At 50.6% G+C, this 21,980-nt stretch carries 24 protein-coding genes; 21 read left to right on the top strand and 3 right to left on the bottom strand.

Annotated features, from left to right (window positions below; translation table 11 throughout):
- The first annotated feature begins 24 nt into the window (after positions 1–24).
- The 18 genes from fliW to ABC831_RS12085 all read left to right on the top strand — a co-directional run bounded on the left by fliW (position 25) and on the right by ABC831_RS12085 (position 15,312).
- Positions 25–462, top strand: coding sequence for a flagellar assembly protein FliW (fliW, locus tag ABC831_RS12170; RefSeq protein ID WP_343248393.1), 438 nt, complete (start codon positions 25–27; stop codon positions 460–462).
- Between the two features lie 3 nt (positions 463–465).
- Positions 466–735, top strand: a complete 270-nt coding sequence (gene csrA, locus ABC831_RS12165; protein WP_343248392.1) for a carbon storage regulator CsrA — start codon at positions 466–468, stop codon at positions 733–735.
- Positions 722–1,189 (top strand): hypothetical protein, encoded by a 468-nt coding sequence (locus ABC831_RS12160; protein ID WP_343248391.1) that lies wholly within the window; start codon positions 722–724, stop codon positions 1,187–1,189. Before csrA ends, ABC831_RS12160 begins: the two co-directional genes overlap by 14 nt.
- An 11-nt stretch (positions 1,190–1,200) precedes the next feature.
- The gene (gene fliD / locus ABC831_RS12155; RefSeq protein WP_343248390.1) at positions 1,201–3,774 is read left to right on the top strand and encodes a flagellar filament capping protein FliD; all 2,574 of its coding nucleotides are present in this window, start codon (positions 1,201–1,203) and stop codon (positions 3,772–3,774) included.
- 52 nt (positions 3,775–3,826) lie between these two features.
- Positions 3,827–4,207 carry a flagellar export chaperone FliS gene (fliS, locus tag ABC831_RS12150; RefSeq protein WP_343248389.1) on the top strand — a complete coding sequence of 127 codons (381 nt, stop codon included), beginning with the start codon at positions 3,827–3,829 and terminating at the stop codon, positions 4,205–4,207.
- A 14-nt stretch (positions 4,208–4,221) separates the two neighbouring features.
- Positions 4,222–4,578, top strand: a complete 357-nt coding sequence (gene flgB / locus ABC831_RS12145) for a flagellar basal body rod protein FlgB (protein WP_343248388.1) — start codon at positions 4,222–4,224, stop codon at positions 4,576–4,578.
- A 12-nt stretch (positions 4,579–4,590) separates the two neighbouring features.
- Complete coding sequence (gene flgC / locus ABC831_RS12140; RefSeq protein WP_343248387.1) at positions 4,591–5,025, top strand: flagellar basal body rod protein FlgC; 435 nt, start codon at positions 4,591–4,593, stop codon at positions 5,023–5,025.
- A 123-nt stretch (positions 5,026–5,148) separates the two neighbouring features.
- Entirely contained in the window at positions 5,149–5,901 is a 753-nt protein-coding gene (locus ABC831_RS12135; protein ID WP_425524586.1) for an OmpA family protein, read from the top strand.
- A 14-nt stretch (positions 5,902–5,915) separates the two neighbouring features.
- The gene (locus ABC831_RS12130; protein WP_343248385.1) at positions 5,916–6,806 is read left to right on the top strand and encodes a flagellar motor switch protein FliM; all 891 of its coding nucleotides are present in this window, start codon (positions 5,916–5,918) and stop codon (positions 6,804–6,806) included.
- 30 nt (positions 6,807–6,836) lie between these two features.
- Positions 6,837–7,754, top strand: coding sequence for a FliM/FliN family flagellar motor switch protein (locus ABC831_RS12125; RefSeq protein ID WP_343248384.1), 918 nt, complete (start codon positions 6,837–6,839; stop codon positions 7,752–7,754).
- A 16-nt stretch (positions 7,755–7,770) separates the two neighbouring features.
- Positions 7,771–8,151 (top strand): flagellar biosynthetic protein FliO, encoded by a 381-nt coding sequence (gene fliO, locus ABC831_RS12120; RefSeq protein ID WP_343248383.1) that lies wholly within the window; start codon positions 7,771–7,773, stop codon positions 8,149–8,151.
- Positions 8,152–8,313: 162 nt separating this feature from the next.
- Positions 8,314–8,991: a flagellar type III secretion system pore protein FliP gene (gene fliP, locus ABC831_RS12115; protein ID WP_425524585.1), complete on the top strand. Its 678-nt coding sequence runs from the start codon at positions 8,314–8,316 to the stop codon at positions 8,989–8,991.
- A 12-nt stretch (positions 8,992–9,003) separates the two neighbouring features.
- Positions 9,004–9,267, top strand: a complete 264-nt coding sequence (gene fliQ / locus ABC831_RS12110; RefSeq protein WP_158345402.1) for a flagellar biosynthesis protein FliQ — start codon at positions 9,004–9,006, stop codon at positions 9,265–9,267.
- A gap of 15 nt (positions 9,268–9,282) precedes the next feature.
- A complete protein-coding gene (locus ABC831_RS12105; RefSeq protein ID WP_343248382.1) occupies positions 9,283–10,050 on the top strand; it encodes a flagellar biosynthetic protein FliR in 768 nt (255 codons plus the stop codon).
- Positions 10,051–10,140: 90 nt separating this feature from the next.
- A complete protein-coding gene (gene flhB / locus ABC831_RS12100; protein ID WP_343248381.1) occupies positions 10,141–11,217 on the top strand; it encodes a flagellar biosynthesis protein FlhB in 1,077 nt (358 codons plus the stop codon).
- 58 nt (positions 11,218–11,275) lie between these two features.
- Positions 11,276–11,962 (top strand): cell division ATP-binding protein FtsE, encoded by a 687-nt coding sequence (ftsE, locus tag ABC831_RS12095; RefSeq protein ID WP_343248464.1) that lies wholly within the window; start codon positions 11,276–11,278, stop codon positions 11,960–11,962.
- Positions 11,952–12,878 (top strand): cell division protein FtsX, encoded by a 927-nt coding sequence (locus ABC831_RS12090; RefSeq protein ID WP_343248380.1) that lies wholly within the window; start codon positions 11,952–11,954, stop codon positions 12,876–12,878. The genes ftsE and ABC831_RS12090 overlap by 11 nt, the downstream gene beginning before the upstream one ends.
- Positions 12,879–13,047: 169 nt before the next feature.
- Positions 13,048–15,312, top strand: coding sequence for a glycogen/starch/alpha-glucan phosphorylase (locus tag ABC831_RS12085; protein WP_343248379.1), 2,265 nt, complete (start codon positions 13,048–13,050; stop codon positions 15,310–15,312).
- A 21-nt stretch (positions 15,313–15,333) separates the two neighbouring features.
- Here the strand turns inward: ABC831_RS12085 and ymfI are convergent, their stop codons facing one another.
- Both ymfI and ABC831_RS12075 read right to left on the bottom strand, forming a co-directional pair.
- A complete protein-coding gene (gene ymfI, locus ABC831_RS12080; protein WP_343248378.1) occupies positions 15,334–16,065 on the bottom strand; it encodes an elongation factor P 5-aminopentanone reductase in 732 nt (243 codons plus the stop codon).
- Positions 16,066–16,245: 180 nt separating this feature from the next.
- Complete coding sequence (locus tag ABC831_RS12075; RefSeq protein WP_343248377.1) at positions 16,246–17,175, bottom strand: hypothetical protein; 930 nt, start codon at positions 17,173–17,175, stop codon at positions 16,246–16,248.
- Positions 17,176–17,753: 578 nt separating this feature from the next.
- Here ABC831_RS12075 and ABC831_RS12070 point away from each other — a divergent pair.
- The 3 genes from ABC831_RS12070 to ABC831_RS12060 are packed head-to-tail and all read left to right on the top strand — an operon-like array spanning position 17,754 to position 20,957.
- A complete protein-coding gene (locus tag ABC831_RS12070) occupies positions 17,754–18,938 on the top strand; it encodes a pyridoxal phosphate-dependent aminotransferase (protein ID WP_343248376.1) in 1,185 nt (394 codons plus the stop codon).
- Between the two features lie 14 nt (positions 18,939–18,952).
- Positions 18,953–20,017: a histidinol-phosphate transaminase gene (hisC, locus tag ABC831_RS12065; RefSeq protein WP_343248375.1), complete on the top strand. Its 1,065-nt coding sequence runs from the start codon at positions 18,953–18,955 to the stop codon at positions 20,015–20,017.
- A gap of 49 nt (positions 20,018–20,066) precedes the next feature.
- A complete protein-coding gene (locus ABC831_RS12060; protein ID WP_343248374.1) occupies positions 20,067–20,957 on the top strand; it encodes a DUF368 domain-containing protein in 891 nt (296 codons plus the stop codon).
- Between the two features lie 112 nt (positions 20,958–21,069).
- Here ABC831_RS12060 and ABC831_RS12055 read toward each other — a convergent pair whose 3' ends face one another.
- A complete protein-coding gene (locus tag ABC831_RS12055; RefSeq protein ID WP_343248373.1) occupies positions 21,070–21,831 on the bottom strand; it encodes an MBL fold metallo-hydrolase in 762 nt (253 codons plus the stop codon).
- Positions 21,832–21,980: the final 149 nt, after the last annotated feature.

Here is a 21,980-nt window from a genome sequence, read left to right as displayed (position 1 = left end):
AAGAGGAAAGGGCAGGTATCATCAGTGAAAATAGAGACACGGGACTTCGGAATTATCGATATCGAAGAAAAAAATATCATCACGTTTGTGCAGCCGATCTTCGGCTTCGAGGATTATACACAGTTCGTACTGGTTACGGACTCGAACATGGGAAATGGAATCTGCTGGCTTCAGTCGATCGAGCAAAAAGCGGTCTGCTTTATTATGCTGAACCCGCTGGAAGTGTGCCCGGACTATGCGCCGGTGGTGATGCAGGATGTGCTTTTTAAGCTTCAGGCTGCGCCGGAAGATGAGCTGGACTGCTGGACCATCGCGGTAATCGGGGAGACCTTCCAACATTCCACGGTTAACCTGAAAAGCCCTGTGCTTATCAATCATGAGACGAATCTGGCTCTGCAGGTGATTCTGGAACAGGATTATCCGATCCGGCAGCCGGTCTTCGATGGGCCGAGTGAGGAGTGACATATGCTGATATTGACCAGAAAAAAAGGGGAATCCATAAAAATCGGTGATGATATCGAGATTTTTGTTACCGATGTCAAAGGAGATAAGGTGCGTATCGGTATCAGTGCACCGGAGCATATGAAGATTTCCCGCACCGAATTATACCTGACTGTGGAGAATAACAAAGAGGCTGTGGATAAGGTGGATCTGCTGAAAGTATTCCAGCTGTCCAGGAATCTGCGGACGTTTGAGGAACCGGCAGATGAGGAGGAACAGGATGGGGAGTCATAAGGAACTCATGGAACTGCTGGTTGAAAAAAAAGAGATTCTGTCAGCCTATGAGCGTGTGACAGACGGGATGCTGGGAGACTCCCTGGATATGGTGGACGTGATCCTGGCAGGTATGGAAAAACGTCAGGGGCTGATAAACGAAACGGATTTTATGGATGAGCGTATCAGGCTGCTGTGCGGTTCCGGTGAAGGACGGCTGTCGGTGATCATCAAAAACCAGTGTGATTATACGGGCCTTTCTAAGGATGAGCAGGAGCTGTTCCGGGCGGGACAGGATATTCTGGGGATTTTGTGCAGGATACGGGAAAAGGACCGGACACTGGCGGTATGTATGGACAAAATCAGGGAAAAGCTTCAGGAAAAAATACGGCAGACAAACACCAATACAAAATTTGCGGGATATCTGAACCGGAATGAAACCAGTAAAGGTGTATTATATGATAAGAAGAGATAGGAGGAACAGCCATGTCAACAGTGAGCGGAGTCGGTAATCGTAATTATGTGTCGGGCCTGGTCTCCGGTATGGATACGGAAGAAATGGTAGAAAAGATGCTGTCCGGAACGCAGGCTAAGATCGATAAGCAGACCGGATTACAGCAGCAGTTGGAATGGAAGCAGGAGATATACAGGGATCTGATCCAGAATATTAATTCTTTCCGGGATAAATATTTCTCCTTTTACAGCTCGGCGAATACAAACCTGTTAAGCCGGAGCTTCTACAATACGATGTCGGTCATGAGCAGTTCGGATGCGGTGAAGGTAACTTCCGCGTCCTCCCAGGCACCGGCGAACCTTACGATCCAGTCGGTGGATCAGCTGGCTACAGCTGCGAAGGTGACATCGAAGAATCCGGTAAAGATGCTGGCAGGCAGTCTGCCGGCCGTAAATACCACCAGCCCGGATAAGACGTATACGATGGATGTAACCGTGGACGGAGTGACGAAGAAGATATCCTTTCAGGGTGCCGCAGATCAGGCGGGCCTGCTGGAGAATGTGAATAAGGCGATGTATCAGTCCTTTGGCTCGGCAGTGGGACTGGGAACCGACGGCGGGCGGCTGAAACTGGTTCAGATCAATGCGGACGGTACGGGGAAAATCGGCAGCGACGGCAGAGCGGTGGAAAGTGATCCGTCCAGACAGGTTACTTTTCAGAAAAATGAAGACGGGGAAGATGCCCTGGCAGCGCTGGGACTGAGTGACGGAGCTACTAATATCATGGGCTATAACACTATGCTCCGGGATCTGCCCTTTGCCACCGCGCTTCAGGGACGGAGTTTTTCCTTTACCATCAATGGGACAGTGATCGACGGGATCAAAGATACAGATACTCTGGGCGATGTGATCAATAAGATAAACAACAGATCGGATGTGAAGATTACCTATTCCAGCCTGGAGGACCGGTTTGTGATGCAGTCAAAAGCGACCGGATCGGTGGCGGACATCACCATGGAAAATAAAGAGGGCAATCTCTTAAGCGCGATGTTCGGTCTCGGGACCGGTGATTCTGTCACCGCGGGCACGGATGAGCTGAGAGCAAAATTATCCGCCGTGGTCTCAGGTACCGGCCTGGCGGATGTGGTAAGCGCAGCCAATGCAGGCACCGCACAGGTATTTTCCCTGAATGTCAATGGAACAAACTACAGCGTGTCCGTGGGAAAAAAAGAGGATGGAACAGACTATGCGGATGGCGCAGAATTCATAGACGCTCTGAATGAGAAGTTAAAAAAAGCGTTTGGAGAGACTGACGGTTCCGCCAACATAGAGATCCGGTATGACGGTACCAACGCGGAAGTGATATCCGATCGGTATCTGGTGAGCTTTCAGACGGCGAATGTGGAATCAGATGTCACAAAGGCGCTGGGCTTTACGGACGGACAAACCCAAAAGGTAGGCAAAAGTACACTCCTAAGTGATGCAGGGATTGCCGGAACCATATCGGTGGCCGGAAGTTCCCTAAGCCTGTCGGGGCTGACATTTCAGGAGCTGGCAGATCAGATTACTAACGCAGTATCTGCTGCTTCGCCGGGGGCACAGGCAGTCTTTGACGAGGAGACAGGCAGCCTTAGCATTACCGGAGCGGGAGCGAATCTGTCGGTGACCGGATTGGACGCAGAAGGTTCAAAAGCGCTTCAGGATCTGTTCGGGACAGATACCCTGGTCATGAATCAGGCAGGAACACAGGTCAATGATATCCTCGAAGCCGGAAAGAACGCGGTCTTTACTGTGGATAACGGCGGAGTGAGCACGACGGTGGAAAGATATTCCAATACCTTTGATCTGGAAGGAATTACCATCGAGCTAACCCAGGTTTCCACCACCCCTATCCACTTGACTACTGCCCAGGATACTGATAAAATATTAGAAGGCATTAAAGGGTTTGTAGACGATTACAACAAGCTGATTGAGGATCTGAATGCCCGGATTTCCGAGGAAGCTACATATAAGAAGTACGCGCCGCTGACCGCAGACCAGAAGAAAGAGATGAGTGAGCGGGAAATCGAACTGTGGGAAGAGAAGGCCAAGGCGGGACTGCTCCGGAATGATGACAATGTCAGTACGCTTCTGTCGGATATGCGGACCGTTCTCTATCAGAAGGTCGACAGCGCCGGATTATCCCTGTATGATATCGGGATCGATACCAGCAGTAACTGGAGGGACAACGGGAAGCTGATCCTGGATGAGAACAAGCTGAAGGAAGCGCTGGCTAAGAATCCGGATCAGGTACAGCTGCTGTTCACAGACGAGGATCAGGGGATCGCGGTGAAGATGGACGCGGCTTTGAAGGCAGCGGCGAACCTAAGCAGCGGCAGTCCCGGAAGTATGGTGCGATACGCCGGTACGAAGTCGATCCTTTCTAACGATAATACGATCTATGATCAGCTGAAGGATATCCAGACTGCGCTGTCTAACCTGAACCGGAAGTATGAGTCCGAGCGGGAGCGTTACTGGAAGCAGTTTACGGAGATGGAAAAGGCCATTTCCAATCTGAATACCCAGAGTTCCTTTATCTCCCAGCAGTTCTCATCTTCGAATGGTTGATATTCATAACAGTCAGATCCGGCTTGAGCCGGCGCGATGAAGGAGTAATAGGATGCAAAACCCATATGAAAAATATAAGCAACAATCAGTCATGACCATGACACAGGGAGATATGATCAATCTGCTGTTCGACGAAACCATCAATTCTCTGAACAAGGGTCTGGCCTGCCTGGAAAATAAAGATTTCGCGGAATGCAACCAGCTGTTCAAAAAGGCGCAGAATATCGTAAGCCATCTGTCGGCCACGCTGAACCCTGAGTATGCCATCGCGCAGAACCTGTCATCCCTGTATGAATATTTTATCTATCAGATCGTACAGGCGAATATAAAAAAGGAGCCGGAGGGAATCCAGGAGATCCTTCCCATGCTGACCGAATTAAAAGAAGCATTCGCACAGGCGGATAAGCAGGTGCGGATGGGAAGTCATGGATAAGAGGTGGATGAGTTATGTTTGAGGATGCAGCGTTTCGGGCGTTAAGCGGCGGTTTGGATGCTATGTGGCAGAAGCAGCAGGTAGCCGGCCATAATATTGCCAATGTGGAGACCCCCGGTTATAAAGCGAAAAAGGTACAGTTTGAGCAGATACTGAAGGAAAGTGAAGAAAAGGGGAGCCCGGTGACGGAGTATAAGACCGTGGTCACCACGGATGAAGAGACCGAGGCCCGCCCCGACGGGAACAATGTCCAGGTGGAGAAAGAAGAGCTGGAGCTGTGGCAGTCTTATCTGCAGTATTCTGCGCTGACCGCCCGGATGTCCGGCAGGCTGTCCACACTGAAGTACGTGATCAATAATACGGCGAAATAAAAGGAGCGGGTTATGGGATATTTGGATTCATTGAATATAACGGGTTCCGCGTTGACGGCGGAGCGTTTCCGCACGGATATTATCCTGCAGAATCTGGCGAACCAGAACACGACCAGAACCGAGGAGGGCGGCCCCTACAGGCGGCGTCAGGTGGTGCTTCGGGAACGGCCGCTGGATTTTAAAAGTGAACTGGACCAGGCCTACAGGAATGTGCAAAACGGCGGAGTCTATGTGGAGGAGGTCGTGGAGAGCCAGAATGACCTGGTTCCCGTGTATGACCCGGAGCATCCCGATGCCGATGAGGAAGGCTATGTGATGATGCCCAACGTCAACAGCGCGGAGGAGATGGTGGATCTGATGGCCGCCACCCGGGCCTATGAGGCGAATCTGACGGCGCTCAATGTGGCGAAGGCCATGGCGATGAAAGCGCTGGAGATCGGTAAATAGAAGTTCCCGCAGATGGAATGACGGCAATAAAGGAAGATAAATAAAGGTAAAGAGGGGTTCTCGGTGAAGAAAAAGCACAGAGAAGACGGGGGCGGTCAGGATTGGTTGAATACCTATGCGGATATGATAACCTTAGTTCTGACCTTTTTCGTTTTACTATACAGTATATCAAATGTAAATATCACTAAATTAGAGCAGATCGCCCAGGCAATGCAGAAAGAGCTGGGAATCGAGCCGGAAGTATCTCTGGAGGAGATCCCGGATGAACTGAAATATCCGGAAGTGGGAGAGTCTACCGGCGGCTTTGAGAATCCGGGCACCTCGCAGGTATCTACTTCCACACAGGCGATCCAGCAGATGGCGGATGAGATCCAGCAGTATCTGCAGAGCAATGAGATCGACGCTACAGCGGTGAGCACCGACAATGTAATCTATATCCGGTTTAAGAATGAGCTTTTGTTTGACCCGGACAGCTCGGGCCTTCGGGAAGAGAGCAAGGAAGTGCTGGACAGGCTGGGCTCCATACTGGAGGATAAGGCAGGAGAGATACTGGCGGTCTATATCAACGGGCATACTGCGCAGGCCCCGAATTCCCCCATCAATGACAGGCTTCTGTCTTCTGAGCGGGCGGATCACGTGGCGATCTATCTGGAGGATCATACGAACCTGGACCCGAAGATGCTGATTTCCAGAGGATACGGCAGAAATTATCCTATTGCGGACAACAGCACTAAGAAAGGCCGGGAGCAGAACAGGCGTGTGGATATGATCATCCTGGGCAGGGACTTTGACAAATCAGAGATCGAATCGGGCGATATGCAGGTATTTGATCCCTTAAGTCCGATTGATGTGCCGGATATGGACGACGGACAATAGGAAGGAACAGACCAGTGGTAAAAACATACGATTTTAAATCACCTAAAAAGTTTACAAAAGAGCGCATGAGCACGGTTGAAAACCTGTACGACACTTTTTCCAGGTCGCTGGCTACTTATCTGACCGGGCTTTTGCAGGTCTACTGCGAGATGCATATCACCCGGATCGTGGAAAAAAGATACCAGGAATACAGCAGCCAGATCGAAGACCGTTCTTTGTTCGGGCTGGTAACTTTGATGCCGGAGAATAAGGAGTGCAATGAGGCTCCGCTGGTGATGGAGCTGGATACCGCCCTGGGCTTTTTTATGATCGAACGGCTTCTGGGCGGAGCCGGTACGGAATATCAGCTGCACAGAGATTTTACGGATATTGAAAAAGCGGTGCTGGAATATCTTCTGGGGCGCTTTAGCGATTTTATCGGGGATGCGTGGCAGGGATATATGGGCGTGGAGGCCCACCTGACCGGCCTGCAGACGAATCCGCACCTGCTGCAGATGAGCGCGCCGGAGGATGTGGTAATTCTGGTGGAGCTGGAAGTGCTGTTAAATGATCTGTCGGCAAATATCCATATCGTAATGCCGGCCCCCAATGTGGAGGAGCTGACTTCTAAGTTCGGTTATAAATACGCCATGAATAACCTGAAACAGGATGACTTTAAGATCCGGATGCGCCAGCAGTTTATCAAACAGCATCTGCTGGAATCCGAGGTGGAGTTAAGAGCCATCCTGAACACGTTTGCCCTGGACGCCCAGGAGGTTATGGATCTCCAGGTGGGGGACGTGATTCCTATTGGAAAGCATTTGGATACGGATATTGAGATTTTCGTGGAGGACATGGCCTGCTTTGAAGCAAAGCTTGGCCACACGAAACTGAACAAGGCCGTATCAATTAGTAAGGTATTATAAGCTGCAGATAATGCGGCACTGGAGGTTAGCATGAAAGCTGCGGATAAAGGGGCTTTGAAGGAACTGCTGGAGATTTTGGCGGTACCTGTTGGTGAAAAAATCAATTTACTGTTTGGAAAAAAGGCGGGTATCACTGTAGAAGAGATACAGGAGTTGGACCGCCGGCAGCTATGTTCGGTGCTTCCGGCTTCCGGCATATTAATAGAAATATCGGATCGCTCACAGGATGAGAATTCTTCCCAGTTTTATATGTTGGAGCGGGAAGCGGCGTCACGGATCGTTAATTTTGTTATGGGAATTGGGCTTTCGCAGCCGAATCCGATGGATGAGATCGCTTTGAGCGCGCTCAGGGAGGTGGTGTCCCAATGCCTGGGTGCGGCGCTGGAGGAGCTGGGAGAATTTTATGGTAAAAAGATAGAAAAGGAAATAAAAGGTGTCTATGCGGAAGGATCTGCGGATTCGGCATTGTACCGCATCTCTCCGGATAAAGAGAAGTTTCTGGCCGTACGGTATCATATGATGCTGGAAGATATCATGGATCTGGATGTCTATGGGATAGACAGGGACAACATGTCGGAATTGCTGGGGATGGACACTGCAGGCAGGCCGGGGAAAAGTATCCGGAAGTCTAAGGCGGTAACAGTCAAGAGTATTCAGTTCCCGGAGTTTAAGGTGGTACGGGATGAGAACAGAGTGAATGATATAGACGAATCCAGACAGAAGCTGATGGATGTGTCCATGGACGTCTCTGTCAGGGTAGGGCAGACTGTCTGTAAAGTCAGAGATATTCTGGCACTGGAACAGGGACAGACCCTTCTGCTGGATAAACAGGCGGGGGCTCCCGCCGATGTGGTGGTCAACGGCGCGTTGGTTGGCCGGGCGGATGTGATGGTGTCAGGAGATAAATTCGCAGCCAGGATTATCGAGATTATCAGCAAGACAGATTGAACAAGAGGGATTGCGTATGTTGGAATTGATTGTGAAGCTGGTCATTTATCTCGTGGTTCTGGCCGGTGTATTATATCTGGCCTATATCACGACCAGATTTGTCGCGAAAGGGGCAGGGCCGAAAGGGATGTCCGGCAATATACAGATTCTGGAAAAAACGCCTCTTGGCAGGGACAGTTACCTGCTGATCGTGCAGGTGCAGGAGCGGTTCCTTTTGCTGGGGGTTACCCCTTCGGGAATCGAAAAGATTCAGGAACTGGATCACTATGAGCAAAAGAGGCCGGCACCGGCGGCAGACTCAGACTTTGCGAAGCTGCTGGCCAACCGCCTGAAGAGTGGGAAGGACAAGCTGCTGAGCGGAAAAAAGAGCGGGGGAACAAAGGATGATTTACTATAATTCCCGGAAGTACTGCCGGAGAATATGCGGCAGGGGAGGCTACCAATGATGGATAAGTACAGGACTGGCAGATGGAAAGCGGGGAAGTGGGCGGCCGGTGTTATGGCTTTTTGTGTGGGTGTGTTTGGTTTCGCCCATCCGGTCAGCGCGGCGGAGGTCACCATGAAGTTTCAGGATGCGGCAGGAGAGGGCAGTTCCATGAATTCCCTGGATATTATGCTCCTCTTCCTTTTTTTGGCAGTTGTTCCTTCCCTGGTTCTTATGATGACCAGTTTTACCCGGATTATCATCGTGCTGTCCTTTTTGCGCAACGCCATGGGTACGCAGCAGTCCCCGCCGAATCAGATTCTGATCGGTCTGGCGCTGGTGCTGACCTTTTTTATTATGAGCCCGGTATTAAGCGATGTGAATACGCAGGCATATCAGCCTTATAAGTCCGGGGAGATTACCCGGGAGGAAGCATTCGAAAAAGCGCAGGAGCCGATGAAGGAATTCATGCTGAAACAGACGGAGAAGAAAAGCCTGGATCTTTTTATGTCCATATCCAAAACGGAGCTGCCGGATACATCAGTGGAGGGGCCGGAACGATACATGGAACTCAGTTTAACCGTCATTGTTCCATCTTTCGTGTTAAGTGAGCTGAATAAAGCATTTACCATGGGATTTCTAATCTTTATCCCGTTTCTGATCATCGATCTGGTGGTGTCCAGCACCCTGATGTCCATGGGGATGGTAATGCTGCCCCCGACCATGATCGCGCTGCCTTTTAAAATCATGATGTTTGTGCTGGTAGACGGATGGGACCTGGTGATTAAGACTCTGGTGCAGGGATTCCACTAAGGAGGTGGCCGTATGACGACAGAACAGATTATGGAAGTAATGAAAGAAGCCATGCTGGTGGCGTTTAAGCTGGCCGGGCCGCTGCTGATCGTCAGCATTATCGTGGGGCTGGTCATCGCCATTTTTCAGGCGGCGACCCAGATTCACGAACAGACACTGACCTTTGTGCCGAAGCTGATCGTGATCGCGATCCTGCTGCTGGTGCTGGGCTCCTGGATGTTAAATGTTTTTGATTCCTTTGTGCAGGAGCTGTTCGCCATGATGGCGGCCCTCTAGCGGCGGGAGCGGATTATGAATGGTTTGTTAGGATATTTCGATGTATTCCTGCTGGTGTTTGCCCGGATGGGCGGCGCTATCTTATCCAATCCCATGTTCACCAAGCGAAATGTACCCATGCGGGTGCGGGTCGGTCTGGTGCTGGCCTTAAGCCTGCTGATCGCGCCGGGATTAGACGGCGGTGTGGTGTCAGGCTTTCACACGCTTGAGATGGCCATGGCTCTGATGAAAGAGGTTGTACTGGGGCTGTGCATGGGGCTTATTTTACAGATTTTCTTTTATATGATTTTTGTCGCGGGAGACCTGCTGGATACGGTTTTCGGACTTTCCATGGGGAAGGTGATGGACCCGGTTAACGGAGTTTCGGCGTCGATCTTCGGACAGCTTCTGAATGTCTGTTTTTTCCTTTACATATTCGCCACCGGAACCCATCTTTTGCTAATCAGGGTATACGCCTATTCCTTTGAGATGATACCGGTGGGAACCTATACGCTGGTGGTATCGGAAATCAGCGGGTTTCTGCTGACACTGTTCCAGAGTGCGTTTGTCATGGTTATAAAACTGGCTCTCCCGTTTGTGGCGGCGGAGTTCATCATAGAGGCGGCGATGGGAGTTCTGATGAAGCTGATTCCCCAGATCCATGTGTTTGTGATCAATCTCCAGGTAAAAATACTGGCCGGTATGCTCCTGATGATGCTGTTCGCCCAGCCGGTGGGGAATTTTATAGACCGCTATATCGCGGCTATGTTTGATGAGGTCCAGCGCCTGCTGACGATGATCTGACCAGCGGTGAGAGAACGCCGGACAAAGGGGCGGGCAGGAAGGCAGAACGTCTGACAGAATGACAGGCAGAGCTGAAAGGGGGGAGATGCGGTGGCGGCTGACGAAAAAACAGAGAAAGCCACTCCCAAGCGGAGAAAAGACGAGCGGAAAAAGGGAAATGTTTTTCTGAGCCAGGATATGGTTACCGTGTTTTCTCTGCTGGCATTATTTAACGGATTGAAGATGCTGGCTCCTACGATCTATCGGGAGCTTAAATATTGTATTGAGTTGTTTTTCAACTACGCGGGGACGCTATATCCCGTCAACGCCGGTAATTTAAACGACAAGCTGCCAAAGGCCATGCTTATTTTCTTTCAGGCAGCGCTGCCGCTGCTGTTACTCAGTGTGGCGGTGGCTGTGATCATCACTTTTTTGCAGACCAGACTGATGGTATCCATGGACGCGCTGAAATTTAAGATGAGCCGGATCAGTCCGCTGAAAGGATTTAAGCGTCTTTTCTCCCTTCGTTCGGTGGTAGAGCTGTTAAAAGCGCTCATTAAGATCAGTGTCCTGGGGGCAGTGATTTACATTTATCTGAAAGACCGTATCGTACAGTTCATGCGGCTGATGGACGGCAGTGTGATAGGGGCTTTCTCCTTTATCGGGGATACGGTGGTCTCCCTGGCTAATACGGTGGGCGTGGCTTTCCTCTTCCTGGCGGCCTTTGATTATCTCTACCAGTGGTGGGAATATGAGAAGAATCTGCGGATGAGTAAGCAGGAGATCAAAGAAGAATATAAGCAGACCGAGGGTGATCCCCAGGTGAAAGGCAAAATCAGGGAGAAGCAGCGGCAGATGGCTTCCCGCAGGATGATGCAGAAAGTTCCCGAGGCGGATGTGATCATCCGGAATCCTACGCATTATGCAGTGGCGCTGTCTTATCAGCCGGAGAAGAACCGGGCGCCGGTTCTTCTGGCCAAGGGTGCGGACCGGATCGCATTTAAAATCATTGAGATCGGAGAGGCAAACGGAATCTGTATCCTGGAAAACCGGCCGTTGGCCAGGGGCCTGTATGAAAATGTGGAGCTGGACATGGAGATACCCGAAGAATTCTATCAGGCGGTGGCTGAGGTGATGGCCCTGGTCTATCGGATGAGGGATAAAGGAAAGCAGTCCAAACAGCAATAGACAAATACAGCAATTTTAAGTGGAGTACGGATACATGGCAAATGTAAATGAAAATGAGATCATACAATTAGAACATGTGAGCAAGATATACCCGACGGGCCAGAAGGCCATCACCCAGCTGGATTTAACGATCGGGAAGGGGGAGTTCGTACTTCTGGAAGGGGAAAGCGGTGCGGGGAAAACGACACTGCTGGACCTGCTGTTAAAGGATACGGAGCCTACAGAAGGGACGATACGGGTAAACGGCATAGACACAGGAAGGCTGAAAAAACGCCAGATCTACCGGTATCGCCGGATGTTCGGGGTGGTGTTCCAGGATTTTAAGCTGTTTTCAGACTTTACCGTCTATGAAAATGTGGCATTCGCCCTTCGGGTCAGCGAGACCGCCCCGGAAAAAATCCGTGCAAAAGTTATGGAAGCACTGCGGGAGGTGGGACTGGAAAGAAAGGCGAAGCTGTATCCCGGCCAGCTGTCGGGAGGGGAATGCCAGCGGGCCGCAGTGGCCAGGGCCATCGTGAATCAGCCCGCGATCCTGCTGGCCGATGAGCCTACAGGCAATCTGGACCGGAAAAATGCGATGGAAGTTATGTGGCTGCTTCACAGGATCAATGAAGGGGGAACCACCGTACTGGTGGTTTCCCACAGCCAGGAAATACTGAAAAATATGAAAAAGCGCATTGTCACCCTGCAACATGGCAGAATCATCAAGGACAGCAGCCGGGGAGGATATTTCTATGGGAATTAAGACCTATCGCTATCTGCTTCAGATGGGGTTAAAAAATCTGTGGAAAAATAAAGTATACTCCATGGCCACCGTGGTTACGATGTCGGTCTGTATTTTTCTGTTCTCACTATTCTACGCGACCGCTCTGAACGTGGACAACGCGGTGCAGAAAACCGAGGAAAAGATATCCGTGCTGATCTTTTTCGAGCCCGGAGTCACGGATCAGCGGATCGAAGAGATCGGTGAACTGATCCGGCAGAGGCCTGAGGTGAAGGAGACGGTATACATCTCCGCAGAGGATGCCTGGGCGGACTTCCAGAGCTCGGTATTTCCGGAGGAGGCCAATCTGAAGGGAATCCTCAAGGAGGACAACCCATTGGAAAATTCCGATAACTATGAGGTCTATCTGAACAGGATCAAGGATCAGCCTTCTTTTGTCACATTTGCGGAAGGGCTGGAGGGCGTGCGCAGTGTCAAGCATTCCACCGACGCAGTGAACGCGCTTGTGAAATTGGAAAATGTGATCACCTCCGTGGTGATGGGGATGACAGGGATACTGATCATCATTTCCGCGGTACTGATCCGGAATACGCTGGTAGTGGGAATCGAGGCTCAGAGGGAAAAAACGAGGGTCATGCGCCTGATGGGAGCCCGGGAGGCTTTTGTACGGATACCATTTATCCTGGAAGGGATCGTGATGGGGCTGATCGGTGTGGCGGTGCCGCTGGCGGTATTCTATTTCAGTTACCGTTGGGGAGCAGGTTTTATGGCGGAGGAGTTCCATCTGTTCCAGGATGGTATCCGGTTGATTCCGCTTCGGGAGCTGTATCCGAGAATGGTGCGGGCCTGTATTCTTCTGGGCGCGGGAGTGGGTATCACCGGCAGCCTGTTTGCCATGCTCAAGCTGAAAGATAAAAAAAACCGGACCGTATCATAGAAATAACAAAACCTGCCGATACACAAAAATTTGTCAAAATCAAGCCAAAATCGTATAATTTTCACATTGATCATGTATCCTAGTAGTGATAAACTTCAATAATAGTAAATTTTAGGATTCGGGAATGCGTGAAAGAAAAATACAGGTGAGATATTTCGGGAGGTATCATATGATAGAAAAGCAATTGTGTGACATCATCACTGGGCGCTGTCACAAACAAGCAAAGGACTGCAGCAGTGAGGAATTGTACTATTCCCTGCTGGAGCTGACCAAGCAGATCACAAAGGAACGCGGATACAACGAAGGGGAGCGCAAGCTCTATTACATTTCCGCCGAGTTTCTGATCGGCAAGCTCTTATCAAACAATCTGATCAACCTGGGTCTGTACGAAGATGTGAAAGAAGTGCTGGCGAAGTTTGGAAAAACGATAGAGGAGGTAGAAGCGGCGGAGCCGGAGCCATCCCTGGGGAACGGCGGGCTGGGCCGTCTGGCTGCCTGCTTTCTGGACTCCATCGCCACGCTTTCCCTGCCTGGCGACGGTATCGGCCTGAATTATCATTATGGGCTGTTCCGGCAGATATTTGAAAAACATAAGCAGAAAGAGTTAATCAATCCCTGGATCGAGCCGGAGAGCTGGCTTGACCGGACCGATATCCATTTCGAAGTGCCATTCAAAAATTTTACACTGAAATCCCGTCTATACGATATCGATGTGACGGGTTACGAGAGCAAAAATAACAAACTCCATTTATTTGACGTGGAGACGGTGGATGAAAGTCTGGTTGAGGAAGGGATCAGCTTCGATAAAAGCCAGGTGGAAAAGAATCTGACCTTATTTTTATACCCGGACGACAGTGACAAAGAAGGAAACCTGCTCCGCATATACCAGCAATACTTCATGGTCTGCAACGGCGCGCAGCTGATCTTAAAAGAGTGCAAAGAAAAAGGTTACGATCTGCACAAACTGGATCAGCATGTGGTGATCCAGATCAACGATACCCATCCTACCCTGGTGATCCCGGAGCTGATCCGGCTGCTGATGCTGGAGGGCATCCGTCTGGATGAGGCCATCGGCATCGTCTCCAGGACCTGCGCCTACACCAACCACACGATCCTGTCGGAAGCGCTGGAAAAATGGCCCTTCGAGTATCTGAACGAAGTGGTGCCCCACCTGATGCCGATCATCTGCGAGCTGGACACCCGGGTCAAAGAGGAGTACGCCGATCAGAAAGTGCAGATCATCGACGGGGACAGAAGGGTACACATGGCCCATATCGATATTCATTACGGGTTCAGCGTCAACGGAGTGGCGGCCCTGCACACCGAGATCCTGGAGCATTCGGAGCTGAAGCATTTCTATGATATTTATCCTGAAAAATTCAACAATAAGACCAACGGGATCACCTTCCGCCGCTGGCTGCTGGAGGCAAACCACCCGCTGGCGGACTATATCGAGTCACTGATCGGGAATGGGTTCAAGAAGGACGCGGCGGAACTGGAACAGCTGTTACGTTACCGGGACGTAAGCCAGGTGAAGGAACAGCTGCTGGCCATCAAGAAAGAGAATAAACTGGCGTTAAAGCGTTACCTGGAGGAGACGGAACATATAGAGATCGACGAAAATTCCATCTTTGATATCCAGATCAAGCGTCTGCACGAGTATAAACGCCAGCAGATGAACGCGCTCTATGTCATCCACAAATACCTGGAGATCAAAAAAGGCAGAGTGCCTTCCACGCCGGTCACCCTGATCTTCGGGGCCAAGGCGGCTCCGGCCTACGTGACAGCCAAGGATATCATCCATCTGATCCTCTGTCTGCAGGAGTTAATCCAGGACGATCCACAGGTGCGCAGGCACATGAACCTGGTTATGGTCCAGAACTATAATGTGACCAAGGCTGCGAAGCTGATACCGGCCTGCGATATCTCCGAACAGATTTCCCTGGCGTCCAAAGAGGCCAGCGGAACCAGCAACATGAAGTTCATGCTGAATGGGGCGGTGACACTGGGTACCATGGACGGCGCCAATGTGGAGATCCATGATCTGGTCGGGGACGAAAACATCTATATCTTCGGAGTGGGAAGCAAAGAAGTAATCGAACACTATGCCAGGGAAGACTATGTATCGAGAGACTATTACGAGAAAGATCCCAAGATCAAAGAGGCCGTGGACTTTATCACCGGCCCTGAGCTTATGAAAATCGGGGACCCGGAAAATCTGAACAGACTGCAGAAGGAACTGATCGGCAAAGACTGGTTCATGACGCTTCTGGATCTGAAAGACTATATCCGCACCAAAGACCGGATGCTCAAAGACTATGAGGACCGGAAGGGCTGGAGTGAAAAGATGCTGGTAAATATCGCGAAAGCCGGATATTTTTCATCCGACCGGACCATAGAACAGTATAATAGGGATATCTGGAAGCTGAAATAAGTCGGCAATTTCTTATAACATTCACATCCAACCGCCGTCCAGGGTAATCACCTGTCCGGTCAGATAAGAAGGGGCATGCGCCAGCTGATAAACCATCTGAGCCACCTCCTGCGGGTCGCCGCAGCGTCCCGCGGGGATCTCCTCCATCAGTTCCTGACGCTCCGAAGCGGACAGGAACTGATTCATTTCCGTCTCAATAGCACCGCAGGCCACGGCATTCACCTGAATATTACTGGGCGCCAGTTCCTTAGCCAACGCGCGGGTAAACGCGTTCACCCCGCCTTTGGAAGCGGAATAAGCCACTTCACAGGAGGCACCCGCATTTCCCCAGACCGAAGAAATATTGATGATCCGACCCTTCTTTTTCGTAAGCATATAAGGCACAGCCAATTTACTGCAGTAAAACACCGAGGACAGATTCGTATTCAACAATCCCTGCCACTCATCCGCCGACATATCCTGTAAAAGGCCGATATGAGACACCCCGGCGTTATTTACCAGGATATCCACGCCCCCGAAGCGCCGTTCAATTTCCGAAAAAATCCCCAGCGCCTGCTCATAATTCCCGACATCACCCGGACAGACCAGGCACGCCTGTCCTGTCCGTTCTTCTATTTCATCCCTTACAGCCTGCAGCTGATCCAAAGACCGGGCGCAGTTCAAAACGACGGACCAGCCCTCCTTAGCAAACTTTAAAGCAATGGCCTTACCGATTCCCCGGGAAGAGCCTGTGACCAGAACTGTTTGACTCATCTGTTAACTCCCTTCTGCTTAAATGCTGGCGGACCGCCGCCAACAGATCCTCCTTTTTTCTGATCTTACTACATTCCGCTGCCAAAGCGCAAGGAGCATTACAAAAAAACTCCTGCCGGTCCCCCAAAGTACCTGCCCACAGCAAACGATGGGAGGGGACTACCCCTCCCAATTCCTCTCTCAGGAAATCCACGCTCCGTCCAGTTTATACTCCCATTCCGTGCCGGACTTCTTAGCTTTGCAATCATCATACCCGATCGAACCATCCCCGCCCCGCCATTTCTTAACCGTAAAATCAAAAGAAGAGCCCTTTACGGGGGTATCCGTAAGAGTAATCAGAATCCCATCCTCAAAACTCAGCCGGTCCTTATCAATATAACCCTGTTCACTCAATTCATCCCACGTACTCTGAAACGCTTCGTAACCCAGCTGAGTCCATACCAGATAAGCAAGAGCTGCTTTCTCAGCGTCCGAAAGATTATGCACTTTTGTAAGATCCAGAGCGATGGTATGGATATCGCTGTTAAGCGCCGAATCCGTCTCAAAGATATCCCGGACAATCGTCAGATAAAACCCGGTCATATCATCCCCGGCATCCGTAATCCGAACCAGGGAGGGATTCGCGACGATCCCGGGATATATCTCCTCAATAAATCCGTCATACTCCACATCCACCAGCATTCCCGGCACAACCTCCCCGGCCTTCACGGGATTACCCGAAGAATCCACGATCGGAATATCAGCCGTTCCTACGGTAAACAGGTCCGACGAAGCATTCTCATTCACAGCCAAAAGAATCGTCGAATCCGACACCTGAATCACCGTCCCCTTCATCACCGCTTCCGGCGCGGCAGAGGGCCCAGCCTCAGATCTCCCGGAAGAATCCCCCGCCGGTGGTTCTCCAGATACCTCCCCTCCATCAGCACCACTAGTCGCCGGCGTCGGCGCCAGCCCCATATCCCCCGCCTCATTAGAATCCGCTGCCCCCACCGATTTCCCGGAATCCGTCTCATCCGTCTCTCCCGTTCCCTCAGTCTGACACCCAGTCAAACCAATCATCAAAACAAGCAGCAAACAAAAACCCCTCTTACACCACCTGATCCTACTCATACCAAAACTCCTTCCCAGGCCCTTCAGCACAAACGCCCAATATAAGCCCCAAAAAATCCAATAGAAACCTCTTTTCCAATAAGTGTAAATCAAACGCCCAACTGTTGCAAACCCCAGTATAAAAATATAAATACTTAAATATATAAATACATAAATATAAGTTCAGAAATATAAGTTCGCTTTTACCAGTGTAGGGGAGAGAGGGGCGGGGCGCGGCCTTGCTGAACCGGGCAGGCTATCCCGTGGGGCGGAATCGCTTGAGACCGGGCCTTAGAACAGGTTACGCAGGTGGAGGGAGAACCTCGCATGGCCTGGAACACTGTCCGAGCCGTATTTTGGCGAGTTTGTTCCAGGCCATGCCAATAAGAGGTTCTCCCTCCATCGTAGTTACCTGTTCTTAGGTCCGGCCGAAGCGATTCCGCCCCACGGGATAGCCTGCCCGGTTCAGCAAGGCCGCGCCCCGCCCCTCTCTCCCCGGCCCTCCCCCAAAAGCCCCCTCCCCATCGTTCCAATATTGCATTTTCTCCAGTAGTTTGCTATGATAAGGGATAAGAATTTTCTGGAAAGGAAGTAACGCTATGATAGCAGATAAAATGATAGGTATGGTTCAGAACAGTTCGGCCATCCGGGCAATGTTTGAGGAAGGGAAACGTCTGGCGGCGATCTATGGAGCAGATAAGGTATATGATTTCAGTCTGGGCAATCCCAGTGTGGATGCTCCCGCGGAAGTGAAACAGGCGGTCATGGACATCATACAGGAAGAAGATTCTCTGGCTGTCCACGGATATATGAATAATTCCGGCTTTGACGACGTGCGCCAGGCGATCGCGGAATCCCTGAACAAAAAGTTCGGTACTTCTTATCAGCTGCATAATATTCTGATGACTGTAGGAGCGGCAGGAGGTCTGAATGTGATTTTCAAGACATTACTGAATCCTGGTGATGAAGTGCTGGCGTTTGCCCCGTTCTTCGGGGAATACAGAAGTTATGTGGCCAACTTTGAAGGGAACCTGGTGGTGGTTCCTCCCAACACGGAAACCTTCCAGCCCAACCTGGACGAATTTGAGAAGCTGATCACCGGCCGGACGAGAGCAGTCATAGTCAACTCTCCGAACAACCCCACCGGCGTGGTATATTCCGCGGACACATTAAAAAAGATGGCGGAAATCCTTCACAAAAAACAGGAAGAATTCCATACCGATATCTATCTCATCACGGATGAACCATATCGGGAGCTGGTATATGACAAAGTGGAAGTGCCGTGGGTCGCGGATTATTATGAAAATACCATCGTCGGTTATTCCTACAGCAAATCCCTGTCCCTGCCGGGAGAGCGGATCGGTTATCTGGTGATCCCGGATGAAGCCGCTGACAGTGAGATGATCATCAATGCGGCGAATGTGGCCAACCGGATTCTGGGCTATGTCAACGCGCCGTCCCTGTTCCAGAAGGTCGTCGGCCGGTGTCTGGATGCCAAAGTGGATGTTGACTTCTATGACAAAAACCGCAAGGCTCTCTATGAAGGGCTGAAAAAGTGCGGATTTACCTGCATTAAGCCGGAAGGCGCCTTTTATCTGTTCGTAAAATCTCCGGTTCCGGATGAAAAAGTGTTCTGTGAGGAAGCGAAGAAACACAATATCCTGATCGTGCCGGGCACCTCCTTTGCCTGCCCCGGATATGTCAGGATCGCGTACTGCGTAGCTTATGAGACAATCGTAAATGCCATGCCCGGCTTTGAGGCCCTTGGCAAAGTGTATTTTTAAAGGTGGAGATACGAATGAGAACGTGGGAAAAGAATATCCGGAAGGTAACCCCCTATGTTCCCGGCGAACAGCCGGGAAGAGAGAATATTATCAAGCTGAATACCAATGAGAATCCCTATCCTCCGTCACCGGAGGTGCGGCAGGCGGTAAAAAGCATGTCCACCAGAGCCATGCGGCTCTACCCGGACCCGGCGGCGTCGGATCTGGTGGAGGCGCTGGCCCATCATTACCATCTGAGCAGCGGCCAGGTATTTGTGGGAGTGGGCTCCGACGATGTGCTTGCTATGGCGTTCATGACCTTTTTTAACTCGGACAAGCCGCTGCTGTTTCCGGATGTGACCTATTCGTTCTATCCGGTATGGGCGGAGTTATTTCAGATCCCCTTCGAGACGGTGCCGCTGGATGATCAGTTTCATCTGGTGAAGGAGGATTATGTTCGTGAGAACGGCGGAATTATTTTCCCGAATCCCAATGCGCCTACCGGTGTGTACGAGCCTCTGCAGGATGTCCGCTGGATCTTACAGCACAACAGGGACAGCGTTGTCATCGTAGATGAAGCCTATATTGATTTCGGCGGAAAGTCGGCGGTGAAACTGATCGACGAATTCGAGAATCTGTTGGTGGTCCAGACCTTTTCCAAGTCCCGCTCACTGGCAGGTATGAGAATCGGGTATGCGATGGGGAACCCTCGGCTGATCCGATATCTGAATGACGTTAAGTACTCGTTCAATTCCTATACCATGAGCAGGGCGGCGATTATCCTGGGCGTGGAGGCAGTCAATGACGAAGCTTATTTCCGGGAAACCCTGGATCAGATTATCACCACCAGGGAGCGGGTGAAAGAGGAAATGCGGGAGCTGGGGTTTGCGTTTCCGGATTCCAGGGCGAATTTTCTGTTTGCCACTCATCCGGACTATCCGGCCCGTGAACTGCAGGCTGCGTTAAAAGAAGAGGGGATCTATGTCCGCTATTTTGATGCCCCCCGGACAGATAATTATCTGAGAATTACCATCGGAACGGATGAGGAGATGAATGTTTTTCTCGGTTTCCTGAGAAAATATACAAAGAGGTATCTATAAGAGTCTGATCTGTACAGGAAAGTAAATTAAGAAAGGTAAAACGTTACGCATGAAATTTATAATCGATATTGTAAAAGGTATTTTTGTGGGGGTAGCCAATATTATCCCCGGAGTCAGCGGTGGTACAATGGCGGTTTCTATGGGAATCTATGACCGTCTGATCTCTTCCATCACTAATTTGTTCAAACAGTTCAAGAAGAGCGTGATCAGCCTGCTCCCGATCGGGATCGGCTGTGTCATCGGCCTGGTGGGATTCACCTATGCGATCCAGTATCTGCTGGCCAATCAGCCTTTTCCCACCTGTCTGGCATTCATCGGTATGATACTGGGCGGTGTGCCGATCCTGGTGGCAAACCTGAAAAAGGGAATGCGAACCACACACACGAAGTTCGGTGCAGTCCAGGTCATCGCATTTCTTGTCCTGTTCGCGCTGGTTATCGTGATGCCTCTGATGAAAAGCGAGGGACAGTCGGCTTCCCTCACGGACCCCGGGATTTTTACCATTATAAAACTGTTCCTGGTCGGGATCATCGCGTCGGCTACCATGGTCATTCCCGGAGTCAGCGGCTCTCTGGTCCTGATGATCCTGGGATATTACTATGGAATCATTGACACGCTGAAAAGTTTTCTGGACTCGCTGGCCTCCTTCGAGATAGATGGGATACTCTCTGGAGGAATTGTGCTGATTCCTTTCGGGATCGGCGTACTGCTGGGGATCTTCCTGATTGCGAAGCTGATCGATTACCTGTTCCGCAAGCACAGTGTAACCACCTACAGCGCGATTATGGGGCTTATCGTGGCTTCTCCTTTCGCTATTATATACAATGTCATGCAGGAAAGCGGTATGCACATCACAGTACTCAACACCATCGCAGGTGTAGTGCTTTTGGCGGCAGGCGCGGTATTTACCTATATTATGGGTTCCAGGGGTGAGGAATAAAAGCCCCCTCAATTTCTTTTCGTAAGAATACATGAGGTCCCCATGCCCGCAGCCGCAATCCGCCGGGAAATGAATCAGTCATACCAGATATGGAACATAATTGCAGGTTTCGCTATATCCATATAGAGAAATCCTCATATTTGAAAATACCGCTGCCGTGATGCAGCTTGCCTTCTTCCTTCAACTGGGTGAAGGCTTTTTTCATATCCTGGATGAGAGCGGGCTTCACGTCCGGATCGTGGTGAGCCGGAAATACCTTTTTCGCGGGAAGTGCGGCGATCCTCTCGACAGAGGCCAGATAGGCGGCCGGATCGGTGGAGGGGTAATAGGCGAAGAGCGTATCTTTATAGACCAGATCACCGGTAAACAGATACCCCCTGGCTTCCTCCCAGAAACACATATGTCCGGGAGAGTGGCCCGGGGTATGTAATACCTGTATCACCCGGCCGCCGATATCAATGAGGTCCTGGTCTTTTAATACCCTCACGGGAGTGCCCTGGAAAAATTCATAATTGTCCACGTTAAAATTTTCCGGCAGATCACAGCGTTCGACCACATAGGCTTTGATCTGTTCCATCGTCAGCGGGAACTCTCCGGTAAGCCAGCAGACCTCGTCTTCATGGGCGTAGAATTCAGGAAAATACCGGTGGCCGCCGATATGGTCCCAGTGGATATGGGTTGCCACGGCTATGACCGGTTTGTCGGTTAATTTTATGACTTCCTCGTAAATATTTTCAATGCCAAGCCCCGTATCGATCAAAAGACTGCGGGTACTGCCGTTCAGCAAATAGGCGTGGGTTTCTTCCCAATGCCGGTATTCGCTGATCATATGTGTATCCTTATCGATGTGGTCGATGGTAAACCAATCACCCATTCTGCAATTCCCTCCGTATTCTTTGCGTTTATATTTTAACTTAATCTGTTGAACATTGTGTTTAACCTTTTCCTACAAAACTGATTTGCAGTAACAAATTCCAGTTAAGATATGATTCTATTCTTTCTTGTGAGGTTTGTCAATTTACT

The organism is Diplocloster hominis (assembly GCF_032380655.1).
GTDB lineage: Bacteria > Bacillota > Clostridia > Lachnospirales > Lachnospiraceae > Diplocloster > Diplocloster hominis.
Note: the sequence above shows the minus strand (reverse complement) of the source record. Positions and strands in the feature narration are given on the sequence as shown.